Source organism: Ectobacillus panaciterrae DSM 19096 (assembly GCF_000430785.1).
GTDB classification, from domain to species: domain Bacteria; phylum Bacillota; class Bacilli; order Bacillales; family Bacillaceae_G; genus Ectobacillus; species Ectobacillus panaciterrae.
Map to the genome: position 1 here is coordinate 53,657 of NZ_AUMR01000012.1, position 14,432 is coordinate 68,088.

Consider the following 14,432-nt stretch of genomic DNA (forward strand, 5'->3'; position numbering starts at 1 on the left):
ACTTTCTATACGATATGCCGGCTAACACATACCTAACACTACAAAAACCCGACTCATGAGATTCATTACGAACTGACCTGCTCGGTGAGTGTTGCAATATGCGGGGAAAGATGAGCTGTTTGCTGCTTAATTACCTCTACGTGTTTAATATAATGACCGTCCAGTTCTAAAATACGGAATTTGTAGTTTTCAATTTGAATGCTATCGCCTTGCTGAATTTCAAAGTGCTCGGTTAAAATCCAGCCGCTGATCGTATCTACATCACTGTCATCTATGGCAAGCCCGAACAAATGATTGACCTCGCTGACAAGCACCTTTCCTTCAAGAATTGTTTTCGTTTCGCTTATGTGCTGAATCTCAGGCTGCTCATCCGTATCGAACTCATCTTGAATCTCGCCTACGATTTCCTCTAAAATATCTTCAACTGTCACTAAGCCCGATGTTCCGCCATACTCATCTACAAGAATGGCCATGTGCGTCCTATCGCGCTGCATTTTTAAAAACAAGTCGTGTATGGGAATTGATTCAATCACTTGAATAATGGGACGGGCATAATGCTCAACCGTACACACCTGTACTTTAGGTTCCTGTGCAAAATCCGTAAAAACATCTTTAAAGTTAACCATGCCGACAATGTGATCTTTATCCTTATCAATAACCGGATAACGGGTATATTTTTCATTAGACATCATTTGCATCACTTGCGCTAACGATTCTCCTTTTTCAATCGTTACCATTTCCGTACGAGGGACCATAATTTCCTTTGCAATGCGGTCATCAAATTCAAAAATTTTGTTCACATATTTATATTCCGACTGATTTATTTCCCCGTTTCTATAGCTCTCTGAAACAAGCATCCGGAGCTCCTCTTCAGAGTGCGCTGCTTCATGCTCTTTAGTCAATTGCAGTCCGAACAAACCGACAATAAGACGCGCTGAGCCATTGAGCAGCCAAATAAACGGATAAGCGAGATGATAAAAAAATATAAGGGGCTTCGCTATTGCTAAGTTGATTCCCTCAGCCTTTTGGATGGCGAATGTTTTTGGTGCTAATTCTCCGATTACAACATGTAAGAAGGTGATGAGTGTAAACGATAAAAATACCGACAAAAGCGTTGAAAACGAGGGAGGCACTTCCAATCGAATAAATACAGGATAAAGCATGCGCTTAATGGCGGGCTCCCCGAGCCACCCAAGCCCAAGCGCAGTTACAGTAATTCCAAGCTGACAGGCCGATAAATATCCATCCAAATTCGAAATTACTGTTTTTACAGCAATGGCACGTTTACTTCCTTCTGCAATTAAATAGTCGACGCGAGAGCTTCTTATTTTCAAAATCGCAAACTCCGCAGCGACAAAAAACGCAGTCAAGGCAATTAAAAGCGTAACCATACTCAAGTTAAATATGTCCAAATATGTCCCTTGCCTACTACCGCAAGCAAGGAGCCACCTCCTACCGGTTTTATTCCTATCTTATGAATAAAAATAAGCCTTTCATTCTAACAATCTCGCTTTTTTTCTACACTGCGTATCACCTTATACCGTTATTCAAACTATGTTGTACTTAACTATATATAAGTGAATTATAATTTCGACATTTCCATGTGCTATGTGCAACCAAAAGAAAATATTGTATGCTTCTTCTCTCTGGTTTACCCTTGCATGAACCGCTACAAAGGTTTGACCGCTTCTGCACGTCGCCGGATGATCTCTCCCCACTATAAAAAGACGGTTTTTTTATTCACTTGTATATAGATTATGTATCTACATGATAACGAAACTCATATCTTCCGTCAAACGCGATAAACGAGGAAATTCAACCAAAAAACCTCTCATTTTCAGTCATTTATGCAAGAATTTTATACAAAGCTCAGTTGTTTTCAGGTATTTTCACTTTCTTTGCCGATTTCCCACTTCTTTTGTCACGCGTGCAGGGAATTTATTACGGAAAGAGAAAACGTACAACATGAGAATTGAGGAGGGATTAGTATGGAATATAAAACTCCGATGGTTGCTAAAAAGTTAGGTGTCAGTCCAAAGGTTGTGATGCGCATCGTTCAACAATTGCAATTGGATCTGCAAAAAAATAAGTTTGGTCATTATATATTCAGCGAAGACGACCTGCAGCAAATTCTAGAGTACCATCAAACTCCCGAGAATACTCCCGTGGCTGAATTTCCCGCTGATTTCTCGCACGAAGAATTCGCTTCTTTGAAGCAGGAAATACAAGCTTTATCTAATCGTATGACTCGCAATGAAGGTAAATTGGACGCTAAAGCTGACGATGTGGTAAACTATCAGCTGCTGCAGCATCGAAGTGAAATTGAAGAGCTGCAGAAAACCATCAAGCTGCTAAAAGGAAGAATAGAGCAATTGGAAGTCCGAAAGCCGTATATAGCTCCTGTACGAGAAAACACGGCTGAAAAGCCTAAGCGGCGCAAAATGAGTTTAAGCATTTTTGGTTTTTAGTCCTCAAGGTGTAAAGAAGCGATGTGTTCAAACGCATCGGCTCTTTACACCTTTTTACGTTCATCCGTATAATTTTCCATATTTTATTTATACTAATTTTCAGCATGCAATGTGTATATTTCCTGCATTTTTTAAAAAACGGGCTGATTGCCAAGCTCATTATTTCAAACATACATACAAGGAGGTTTGTTTATGAAGAACAAGCGAGTTATGCTGCTCTCTATGCTGCTCCCTTCTGTATTATCCATCTCCATGTTAAGCGGCTGCGCCGGAAACAAAGGAGAAAATAAACAGAATACCGCGTCATCCAAAAAGAAAGAACAAGTACTGAATTTAATTGAAACAGACGAAATTCCTACAATGGACACAACGAAAGCAACAGATGCTATAGCATTTCGTATCATGGTCAACACAATGGAAGGGTTATATCGGCTCGATAAAAGCAACAAGCCTATTCCAGGCATTGCTGAGTCTTATACAGCAAGCGCTGACAAGAAGACTTACACCTTCAAGCTTCGTGATGCAAACTGGTCAAACGGGGATCCAGTAACTGCTAAGGACTTTGTATATGCATGGCGCCGTTTAGTAGATCCAAAAGTGGGCGCAGAGTACGCCTATATTATGTATTACGTGAAAAATGCACAGAAAATCAACGAAGGAAAAGCTGCTTTAGATTCCCTTGGCGTAAAAGCTTCGGGCGACAAAACATTGGTCGTGGAGCTGGAGTCCCCACTTCCGGAATCCACGTTAATCGCATTAACAACATTTCCTTCTTACTTCCCTTTGAATGAAAAATTCGTAAATGCACAAGCTGGCAAATTCGGGTTGGAGGCTGCCAATACGTTATCCAACGGTCCATTCACGTTAAGCGATTGGAAGCATAATGCGAGTTTTCAATTCGCAAAAAATGATACATATTGGGATGCCAAGACCGTGAAGCTGAAGAAAATCAATTTTAACATTGTAAAAGACGTATCTACTGCAGTGAACTTATACGAGGGCGGACAGATAGATCAAGTCTCTTTGTCTTCTGAGTTTGTAGATAAATATAAGAGCAGTTCAAATTTCAAAACAGAGCCGGAAGCAACCATCTTCTACTTACGAATGAACCTTAACAATCCGATTCTCAAAAATATAAATGCACGAAAAGCAATCGACTTGGCTATTGACAAAAAATCTTTAACAAGCGTCATTTTAAACAATGGATCTAAGCCGGCATATTTCTTTGTTCCAAAAGATTTCGTTAAAAGTCCTGACGGAAAAGACTTCCGTGCCCTTAATGGCGATTTTAATAAAACAGACACAAAAGCTGCCAAAGATCTTTGGACAAAAGCAAAACAAGAGCTGGGTCAACAGCAAGTCACATTAGAGCTGTTGAATTATGACACAGAAACAGCAAAAAAAACCGGCGAATATCTCAAAGAACAAATGGAGAAAAATCTAGAAGGGCTTACAGTCAATATTAAACAGCAGCCGTTCAAACAAAAGCTTGAGCTCGTCAGAAAAAAAGAATTTGAATTGTCATTGGACGGCTGGGGAGCAGATTATTTAGATGCGGTTTCCTATCTCGATATATTTGTATCCAATAGCCCGAATAACAGCTCTTCCTATTCTAATCCTGAGTATGATAAATTAATCAGCGCCGTTAAATCCTCTTTAGCAACCGACGAAAAAGCGCGCTTTGATGCACTATTAAAAGCAGAAAAGCTATTATTTAAGGATGCTGCAATCAGTCCTCTTTATCAGCGCGGCCGCGCCATCATTACAAAGCCTTACGTTAAAGATGTATATTACCACCAAATTGGCGGCGATTATTCATATAAATGGGCTTATATAGATTAATGTTCTACAGCTTGCTGATTGGCAAGCTGTTGTTTTTTTATTATGGTATGTGAAATTATAAGCTGTTTCCTTTCCTAACTCACTCATTTTCGAATATAACCCATGTATTATTTCCGCAGAAAAAGAATACGTGCCTTGATTCCTAACTATCTTTTTATTAAAATAACGTATCAGTTAAATTTGTTTATAAAATAAGCACCAGCATTCGTTGCAACTGACAGCCATTTTATCGATCAATATGACGTATCAATACTGTAAAAGGCTCGCCGTTTTGGCGAGCCTTTTTAATTAACAATGTAGGAATAGTAGACCAAAAGAAATCAGAAGGTAATCCAATCAGGTCGAGTTTTCAAGATAGCATAGCCGCCATATCTTCTGCTGCTGTTGTAATTAACTTTAGGCCAAATTGCTCCTGCAGTGCTTGCAGTATACCTGGTGAGATAAATTCCGGCGCCTTTGGTCCGATTCGAATATCTTGAATGCCAAGGCTGAACAAACCTAACAAAATGGCTACTGCTTTTTGTTCAAACCACGAAAGAACAATACTAACAGGCAATTCATTCACTTCACAGTTAAAGGCTTGTGCCAAGGCGGCCGCGATTTTAACAGTAGAAATAGAATTGTTGCATTGTCCTAAATCTAAATATCGCGGAATATTTGTCCCCGGCACTACTCCATAATCTACATCATTAAAACGAAATTTGCCGCATGAAGTTGTTAAAATAACCGTTTCCGGCGGCAAAGAAGTGGCTAGTTCTCGATAATATTCTCCGCCTTTACCAGGGGCATCGCATCCGGCAATTACGAAGAACCGTTTAATTTTGCCATCTTGCACAGCTTTAACGATTTCTGGAGCAATAGACAGCACTGTCTCATGGTGGAAACCAGTTATTAAATGCTCATCAGACTCTATATAAGCCTCTGGAAGCTCCAGCGCCTTATCGATTAAAAGAGTAAAATCGTCATTTTCAATTTTGCGAACACCTTCCAAGCCTGCCACCTCGTATGAAAAGAAGCGATCTGCGTACGTACCTTTAATAGGCATCACACAATTTGTTGTCGCCAAAATGGCTCCAGGGAATTTTTCAAACAAACGGCGTTGATCGTACCATGCTTTTCCTATATTTCCTTTTAAATGCGCATACTTTTTCAATGATGGATAGCCGTGCGCTGGAAGCATTTCGGAATGTGTATAAATGTTAATTCCTTTTCCTTCCGTTTGTTTTAACAGTTCTTCTAAGGCATATAAATTATGACCAGTTACAACGATGGCTTTTCCTTCTACTCTATTTTGGCTGACTTGTATCGGCTCTGGAATGCCAAAATGCTCCGTATGAGCACGATCTAGCATTTCCATTACGCGAATGGCCGATTGTCCAACCTTCATAGCCATACTCAAATGCTCTTGTTCATTAAAATTTGAATTCGTAAGAGTCATATATAACGCTTCATGCGTCGTTGCATCCACAAATGAATCCGTATAGCCTAACTGCGCTGCATGCGTACGATATGCTGCAATTCCCTTTAATCCGAACACAAGTATATCTTGCAAGCTTGCGATTATTTCATTCTTTCCGCATACACCCATTACTTTACATCCGCCAGTCGGCGTTTGTTCACACTGATGACAAAACATGATTTCCGTCCCCTTTCTCCATAAACATCACATCTATAGCATAAGAAAAACAAGGAGAGCATGTTGTGACGGGAATCACTTTCATTCAGTCGATTGTGTGACAATTTTTCATAGTGTGCTATGAAAAGCCTTAAGTTAACATAATATTTTTATGGTTTTGCTGTAACAGCTTTTGTGCATATGCATTTCCTTTTAATACATCCCGAAACTCTTTTACGGAGTATACGTGCTTCATTGCTGCAAATGCCTCTATTCGCACCGGCACTCCTGTAACTTTTTCACTGAGTAAAAACTCGTCGTCAATAGGTTCTGCCCGAAATCCTAAAAAACGCAAATACAAGTACATCCTTTTTGTGAGAACGGCAATGTACCAATCCGCTTTTGTCTCAAGCGCATGAATAAATAAAATGGCTGTAAGGTGTTTAAAATGACCGCGTCCTCTAAACTGGCTGTCAATGGACAGCTTTCCTATTTCGTATACCTTCTTGCTGCCCAGCTCCTGCACAACCGGGTGCTTGGAGAATGGATAAAAAAATTCAGAGTTTGATTCATCAGGCTCTTTATACCTGGCACACTCTACCGTACCAATAAACTTTTCTCCTTCGCCAATTAACAAAAAACGTTCAGGACTCAAATTTCTCTCTACAAATGTTAAACTTCTTTCTTCGCAAAAGTCTCCCCACAATTGCTCAAACATAAAATGTTCTTCCTTCGTTTGAACTCTTTGAAACATAATTGCCCCGCCTCTCTAGCAGCCTATTCTATAGCAAACAAATACGATACGTTTTGATAGTGCTTTTGTATATATGGTACATAAAGAATGAATAAAAATACAATAAAAATTTCTACCCTTTTATATTTCCACAAAAAGGAAATTATTCCTTTTGTTTTTACATTTCTTATTCTATCTTTAACAATCTCTTTATTATATATTCATAATACAGTACATGAAATTTAATGCATATAGATAGAGCTGAGATACTCTCTGCCCTATCTCAATCCAAGCCATTCCTCAAATAATCGAATAAATTCTCGTTTTCCCATTAATTGCTCGGCCCCTTGCTTTGTTGTGTAAGGATAAAACTGCAGAAATATGCCGCATCCCGATTCAATTTTCTTAGCATGCACCTGACTTCCTGGATATACGCACACCACTTCGTGTATCGCTCTTCTATGGAATTGTCTTTTTCCATCCTTTTCTGTGACATATTTAATAGACCAATATTTATACATCTGTTCCGTTGCCTTTGTATTGCCGATAGGCTGAAAAATATTGTACATTGGACTGTATTTCACTTCTACAATAATTGAAGATTGATAGACCCATTCTTCGTTAATCTGCTGGAAATAGTCGATGCGAATGTCCGGTTTTTTCGTATCTTCACCGTTATAAAAATTGCTTCCCTTACTAAGCGCAATCAGCGGATGCGTTTCAATCAACTCATTGAAAACAACTTGAAGGCGCATGTTCTCTTTCTCTAATGTAACAGCGGTACCGTCTTGTAATCCGTCCAAATAAAAAAAAGATTGAATTTGTGTTTTTACAGGTATCGGAGGAACAAAATCAATCTCTTGCAAAATAGACAAAATAGCAAAAAATATATAATACTCATAGATTAAAAAAGTGGGCTTATAAACGAAAAGAAACAGCGGCTCGTTTGCTTGCATATCCGTTTTTTGATGCAGCGTTTCCATAAATCGGATAAAATTACGATACATCGGCTTTAAGGAAGACGGGACATAGGAAATCTCAGATGGAATGCTGCTCCAAAAAGGAGAATGAAGAAGCGTAGCTACATATACGGTTAACTCGCTAATAATCCCATACAGCACTTTATATTCCTGCATTTTGACCGATACCTTTCTCATATCGGTATCTTTTAAAAGCTGGATATTCCTATATTTTTGTTTATCTCTTTCTGTAACAGACCCATTTCTTTCAATCGTCTGCAAAATTGTTTGAACGGCTTGCTTTTCTTTTTTTCCATTTCCCTCTAAGTGCTGTAGTTTATTCATATTTTCATATAAAAAAAGCTGCAGTTTTTCAACAGTCTGCAAAAATTCTATCGTCTTCCTCTTCACAAATTGATGGGCAGGACTCCTTCTTGATTCTAATACGCGACGGTTCCACTGCTTCTCTATTCCTTTCGCCTGCAAAAGGTCATTTTTGCGTATTGTCCCCTTTGTTGGTTTGCGAAACGATCTCTCCTTTCGTTCCACAACTTCGTACTGTACATCGTCTTCAATCCATGTATACAATTGCTTTATATGTGAAATATTTTGAGACAGCCAGCGAATGGTTTTCATGTGAGAGTGATCTTCTAAATCTGAAAACAAAGAGAATGTTTTTTTATAATGTCCTCTATCCATAATTAAACTGCCCAGCACAGCGCGAACTGTATTTTGAATCAGAACAAGCTGGTCATCATAAAAGTTTTTCGGTGTAATGCGAAACGCACCGTAATACAGTTCCCCTTCCACCTGTACCTCAAAATGATACATACCGCACCGCCACGGGTATACATAATCTGTTTTTCCATGCTCATACAATAAAACGAGCGGTTGTTTTGCATGAAGCTTATATTTCCACTCCGATTCTTGCTTTTTTCCTTCGTATACTTTGTTCCAAACGAAAGTAACATATATGCCCGCTTCACCCAGAAACTGCAAACGAAGCGGCTTCAATTCTTGTACTTCATAAACACATTCAGGAAGGAAGTGCGGTGATTCACATAATCGAGACAAAGGCACTGCATCTCCCTTTTCCCCATTGCCTACTACAAGCTGCAGCAAAAATGGCAGCTTTTTTCCTTCGTCAATGATTTGCGTATACTCCTCATTATTTCGCATATCCGTACAGCTCCAGCTCTCTCGCTTTTTGCTGCAAATATTCTATGCTGTGCACAAAATCCGAAACTTCCTTAGCAAACGGAGATTGAAAAATGTGAAGAAGAGATTTTCCTTTTCGATTATCTTCAGAAAGAAATACACTGACTGCTGAATCCATTCCACGTATCTTTGTTAAAATTCTCTGTTTAATTTGTAAATCTATCGCTTCTTCTCTCGGGATAAAGGGAACATTGCTTTCATCTTTCGGCATATTATCCAAATACGCAGCAATCGCAGACGCGACACGAAAAGAAACGCCTTTCGATGCATCGTGTGCTTGCAGCGTTTCGTGCAATGCATCCAGTAATTCCAACTCCTCTTCTGTAAATACAGAAAGCGCTTGATGATGCTGTGTCCATTTTCCCCGAAATTCTGTTGCTGTTATAGATAAACTGCCTTTTTGCTTGCTGCCGCGAGCGTGGAGCGCTTCTCGAAACGGAAGCTTTTTCAGCGACACAACATTTACCCGGTCAAGAAGGCGGTCTGATAGTTCCTTTGTTGTTTCATCGAAATTCACTGTTCCGACAAATATAATGTTATCTCCGATTTGCACCTGAGGGGGAACTGCTCTTTCTTTGTCATCAGGCGCATACAGAGAAAGAATGCGCTTTGATGTTTCCAGCTCCAAAAGAGATAAAAACGAAGTAAACCAATGCTCAATATGAGAAATATTCATTTCATCAAATACAATCATGTACAGCTGCTCCGGATGAGCTGCTGCATCCAGCATCGTACGAACAACACCTGTGTCGCTCTCCATATAAGTACCGTTCGGGTGAAGATAGCCTAATATATCCTGCGCATCTTGAAAAGCAGGAGAACAAGATACCCATAGCAGTTCTTTCCCATGTCTCAATCCAAGTGCTGCTCCATAGGCTTGCACAAGCTGCGATTTTCCAATACCTGGTATCCCCCCTACAATCGTAACAGGGTTTGTCTTTACGCACACATGAAAATTATAAATATCCGACTCTTCAAAAAACAGATCGTTTTCATAAGCATGATGCTTTACAGCCTGCAAAAACAACCGTTCTTTTTCCTCCGTTGCATTTGCTCTTATTTTTTCCTGTACAATAACAGATGACAACTTTTTTCCGTTCTCTTCAATTTGTTTCAAAAGTGAATCGTACGTATCTTGAGAAACAAAATACAGTTGGTCGTCCATATTCACTTCAATCCAAGATTTCAATTGGTCAGCTTCAATAAATCTCACCTGCTGCTTTTGTTCCACATACATCGCAGGGCTGAAGGTTGATTTTAAAGCTAATTTTCCATATAAGCGCCCTTCGCAAATAAGCAGTTCCGGCATATCAAAATCGTTCGGATATTTCATAAGCAAAAAGGATACATAGCCTTTTTCAAGCTTTCGTTCGAACACATCTCTCGTTTGTCCCTTCTGCAGCTGCGGCACCGGTATAATTCGATATTCTCCTTTATTTGTTCGTTTTTCGGTTCGGATAATCTCTGCAGATAAAGATTTATTCCCATACTTCAGCCGAAATACGAGCAGAAACTGTTCCATCTCATGTTCTGGTACAGACGAAAAAACTCGCTGATTGTGCTTATTTGCGTACAGCCCTGAGAAAATCGGTTTTAGAGTCCCGACGGCTTCTTGAATCGTTTTTGGAACAGGCGATAAACACTGTATAAAAAAATGCGTGTCGCTCTCTTTTGGAATATATGTGCCGAGAAATACCATACGCTGCAATCTTTTAATTACATTTGGATGAAGAGCCTGCTGGAGTCTCACGCTTTTTTGCCCCCTTTTGCAATGCTTTTATCATTGTATGTTGTAAAGAATTAATATAGAAATAAAAAACCTCAGCCGATACGGCCGAGGTTATGCAAGATGCTTTTTCGTTTGTTTTTCTTGTTCCACTGCGTTGCGTGCAATTCGCATTTTTGTAATCGTATACCGCAGTGTGTCATGTGCATTTTTGTCTTCTTCAAGCTGAATTTCCGCCAATGCAGCTACTGTATTAGCTAAGTTCTCCACTGAGTCTCTCAAATGTGAGCCGCGGTTAAAAAAGGATTCCTGAAGCAATGTCTCCATAATTTCTCGGGCTAAATCCCGAATGCGTCGCAATTGCTCTTTCTCTTCCATCTTCCACCACTCCCTAGTGTGTATTACGGAAAGTATGAATACTTGTATATACATATTCGATAAAAGAAAGAGCAATTCCTTGCAGCAGCTCATTTATATTTCAATTTTTCCGTGAAACAGCATACAAATGGAGATAACTGTACAAAGCAAGATTCCAATTATAATTTTGTTTTTGTAAATTTACAAAGCTCTATTGATCCATCACCCATGTTTTTATAATGGCAAAATATTCTCTTGCATATGACTTTGCTTTCGCTTTCCATGGCGTCGGCGCAGCCAGTCCCTCTGTTTCCAAACCGAGACGCTTCGCAATAAATTTGGCACGATAGATGTGGAAGTCATTTGAGATAAGCACCGCTTTTGATATATGAAATTTCTCCATGGAGTATTGAATATTTTCATATGTGCTTGTGGATTGATCTTCTACGAAAATTCGTTCTTCTTTAATTCCTTTTTCGAGTAAATATTGTTTCATCGCCGTTGCTTCTTTAATAACCTCATTCGCACCTTTTCCGCCAGATACGATAACCTTCGTTTCGGGATTTTCTCTTAAATATTCAATTCCTTTATCCATCCTTGCTTTGAGAGTCAGCGACAACCGATCCTCGTACACTCTTGCGCCAAGGATAAGCACATACTCCGCATTTCTCTGCGGCTTTTCCTGCGCTGCTGCAATCATAAGATATGAAGCTGCTGCAACATATATAATTATGATTCCGATAAAACCGATGATTGCTGTTTTCATCCTTTTTCTCCTTCCCTAAATTTACCCCTTCATCATGGAAATGATGTTTGAAAAAGCCCCCATTATAAAAGGCGGAATGTTAATCCGCCCTTGTCTCGCTTTTTATGAATTTATAAGCACGCACATACATTTGCAGTTCCTTCAGCAAATCCTGAATGAGCGGTTTTGCGTCTTCAATCAGCTCGCCATTTTGAAAATAAATGCCATCGAGCACAAGCTGTTTCGGAATGGCATTGGCATAGACGCCTCTGGCGACAATCCGCATACTATTTAAAGCGTTAATGCCACCTTTGCCTCCACCGGCTACTGCAAGCAACGCTACAGGCTTATGCGTAAATTCACGGCTTCCTAAAAAATCGAGAGCGTTTTTCAAAGCGCCACTCATCGCATTGTGATATTCAGGCGTACACAGAACAATTCCGTCTGCTTTTGCAATCATGCTGCGCAGCTTTTTCACCGCAGCCAATTCGCTTTGTGACTCTTCGCCATTATATAAGGGTAATGCCTCTGTGCTCAAATCGTATAACTCTGCATCATACACATCTGCAATATACTGCGCTGCAATACGCGTTCTTCCATGTTTTCTAGGTGTTCCGTTTATTACCGCGAGTTTCATACTTATCCTCTCCTTATGCCGCGAACCGTTCCCGGTAAAATTTTCATATTTTTCATTCAATTATAACATTGTAAACACCGAAAAATATATCGAATTGCTTCAGTTATAGAACTTTCTGCGTATGAAAAAAACTGACACGCCGACATGTCAGTTTTATACTTCGTCATGGATGGGAAACGGCGGTACAAATGAATCGAAGCTGCGTATCGTCATGATTTTCTCTATCGTACGTCTGCATTTAGGCAAGAGCGAAAATGATTGAGCGCCCAGTGGTGTCCCGGTTCATTGAACGAAGCTGTCATATTCGCATAGACGACGATTTTAAACCCTTTATTATAAGCATCTACAGCTGTATGAAGCACACAAATGTCCGTGCACACTCCTACAAGATGAACCTCTTCAATCCCGCGCTCGCGCAGCTTCATCTCCAAATCCGTTCCGGCAAATGCACTGTAGCGCGTTTTATCCATATAATATACATTTTGTTTTTCCTTATTTGCTTCATACATATTTTGAAGTTTGCCATACAACTCTCTGCCCTTTGTACCTGCAATATTATGAGGAGGATACAGAGCTGTCTCGGGATGGTTCATATCTCCTTCTTCATGCTTATCGATTGCAAACACTATATAATCCCCATTTTGGATAAACTGTTCTGTCATGTCCGCAAGTTTATTTTCAATCTCTTGTGCAGGGGCCCCGCATGTTAAAGCGCCATCCTCTGCTACAAAATCATATGTATAATCAATGTGAATTAAAGCTTTTTTCATATCCATCACTCCTTTATTTTCTGTTTCATGAGAAACAAGAGAAAACGACTTCTTTCGGTTTTCGTCTCATTCCCCTCTTCCTTATTCGACAATTCATATAATAACCCTTCTCTCCCTGTGTAAAAAGGAATTCACAGTAATGAAATCTATGAAAACGTTTCTTCACGCACAAAGAGACCATACGCGAAGCATTGGTCTCTTATTTCTTTACTATTTACTGTTTTGCTTATATTTTATATAAGCTCGGTCGTAGTATACCCATTGGCTCGTACCTAAATCGAACCAACCGTCTTTATAAGCATAAGCAAGGTATGACTCAGGACTGTTTAACTTGCGAATGACTGCAGCGCTCGTGGATGGACCTGTGCGAAGATTGATGTTATTTCCAAGAATATCAACTACACCGATTGGACTGCCATCCGGATTTCCATATTTAAGGTATTCGATATAAGAAGGATCGCAGTACACCCATTGGCCCGCACCAAGATCCAACCAGCCGTTATTTTCTGCGTACACAAGATACGACTCAGGACTGTTTAACTTGCGAATGACAGTCGAGCTTGTAGATGGGCCTGTCCGCAAATTGATATTCGTTCCAAGTATATTTGCTATGCCGATGGGGCCCGCAGGCTGTGGAGTTGGATTTGGCTGTTTGTTCAATCCCATCGCTTCTGCCACTCCGCGCGCATATGCTTGACTCATATCTTCGATAAACTGCGGATTCTGCAATAGATTTGCATCACTGCTATCAATAAAAGCTGTCTCACAAAGGATTGCATCCATTGCTGTTTCGCGCAGCACGGCGTAATCCGCTTTCTTTCTGCCGCGGTCGGGCAAGCTGTATTTTGGCAAAACAGAAACAACAGCATTGTGAACGGTTTGCTGTTTACCCGCAGCAAAGCTGCTGTCTGACAGACCAGAATATATATAATCTTCATAGCCTGTTCCGCCGCCCGCATTGATGTGAATAGAGATAAAGTAATCTGCCCCGAAGCTGTTGGCGATGCTTGTACGCTCGGACAACGATATATATACATCTGTTTCTCGCGTCATTTTCACATCTACTTCATAATTCGCACTTATAATGTCTCGAACACGCTTCGCAATTTGCAGAGTCAAATTTTTCTCCTGTAAGCCATTCCCAACAGCACCGGTATCTGTACCGCCGTGACCAGGGTCAATGACTAGCTTCATAGAAAATGCCTCTTCCTTTCTTTTACGTCTATTTATATTGATAGATTGATTGAATATAAAAATATATTCTCTCAATCTATCATACGCAAATGATAGACATAAAGTGCCGTGACATAAGCTCGTTTTCCCGTACATTTATATAAATAGAAAATCCATCACTTTTTGAAC

Annotated in this window: 11 protein-coding genes and 1 pseudogene; 2 read left to right on the forward strand and 10 right to left on the reverse strand. The window is 39.9% G+C overall.

What is annotated here, in order from left to right:
- Window positions 1-65: 65 nt before the first annotated feature.
- Window positions 66-1,412, reverse strand: coding sequence for a hemolysin family protein (locus tag H540_RS0104615; protein ID WP_028399625.1), 1,347 nt, complete (start codon window positions 1,410-1,412; stop codon window positions 66-68).
- Between the two features lie 576 nt (window positions 1,413-1,988).
- On the opposite strand from H540_RS0104615, the pseudogene H540_RS35465 reads away from it, so the two are divergent.
- A pseudogene (locus H540_RS35465) lies at window positions 1,989-2,141 on the forward strand (chromosome segregation protein); the annotation flags it as partial.
- A 519-nt stretch (window positions 2,142-2,660) separates the two neighbouring features.
- Window positions 2,661-4,310 (forward strand): peptide ABC transporter substrate-binding protein, encoded by a 1,650-nt coding sequence (locus H540_RS0104625; RefSeq protein ID WP_028399627.1) that lies wholly within the window; start codon window positions 2,661-2,663, stop codon window positions 4,308-4,310.
- 349 nt (window positions 4,311-4,659) lie between these two features.
- Here H540_RS0104625 and hcp read toward each other — a convergent pair whose 3' ends face one another.
- The 9 genes from hcp to H540_RS0104670 form a co-directional block, all read right to left on the reverse strand.
- Window positions 4,660-5,946 (reverse strand): hydroxylamine reductase, encoded by a 1,287-nt coding sequence (gene hcp / locus H540_RS0104630; RefSeq protein ID WP_028399628.1) that lies wholly within the window; start codon window positions 5,944-5,946, stop codon window positions 4,660-4,662.
- A gap of 130 nt (window positions 5,947-6,076) precedes the next feature.
- The gene (locus tag H540_RS0104635) at window positions 6,077-6,679 is read right to left on the reverse strand and encodes a hypothetical protein (RefSeq protein WP_028399629.1); all 603 of its coding nucleotides are present in this window, start codon (window positions 6,677-6,679) and stop codon (window positions 6,077-6,079) included.
- A gap of 257 nt (window positions 6,680-6,936) precedes the next feature.
- Complete coding sequence (locus H540_RS0104640) at window positions 6,937-8,796, reverse strand: hypothetical protein (RefSeq protein ID WP_028399630.1); 1,860 nt, start codon at window positions 8,794-8,796, stop codon at window positions 6,937-6,939.
- Window positions 8,786-10,585, reverse strand: coding sequence for an AAA family ATPase (locus H540_RS0104645; RefSeq protein WP_028399631.1), 1,800 nt, complete (start codon window positions 10,583-10,585; stop codon window positions 8,786-8,788). The genes H540_RS0104640 and H540_RS0104645 overlap by 11 nt, the downstream gene beginning before the upstream one ends.
- Window positions 10,586-10,675: 90 nt before the next feature.
- The gene (locus H540_RS0104650) at window positions 10,676-10,939 is read right to left on the reverse strand and encodes a hypothetical protein (protein ID WP_028399632.1); all 264 of its coding nucleotides are present in this window, start codon (window positions 10,937-10,939) and stop codon (window positions 10,676-10,678) included.
- Window positions 10,940-11,129: 190 nt separating this feature from the next.
- Window positions 11,130-11,684 (reverse strand): YdcF family protein, encoded by a 555-nt coding sequence (locus H540_RS0104655; protein WP_034670364.1) that lies wholly within the window; start codon window positions 11,682-11,684, stop codon window positions 11,130-11,132.
- A gap of 79 nt (window positions 11,685-11,763) precedes the next feature.
- On the reverse strand, window positions 11,764-12,300 hold the full coding sequence (locus tag H540_RS0104660; protein ID WP_028399634.1) for an NADPH-dependent FMN reductase: 537 nt from the start codon (window positions 12,298-12,300) through the stop codon (window positions 11,764-11,766).
- A gap of 221 nt (window positions 12,301-12,521) precedes the next feature.
- Complete coding sequence (locus H540_RS0104665) at window positions 12,522-13,070, reverse strand: cysteine hydrolase family protein (RefSeq protein ID WP_028399635.1); 549 nt, start codon at window positions 13,068-13,070, stop codon at window positions 12,522-12,524.
- Window positions 13,071-13,280: 210 nt separating this feature from the next.
- Entirely contained in the window at window positions 13,281-14,264 is a 984-nt protein-coding gene (locus H540_RS0104670; protein WP_028399636.1) for an N-acetylmuramoyl-L-alanine amidase, read from the reverse strand.
- Window positions 14,265-14,432 lie beyond the last annotated feature (168 nt).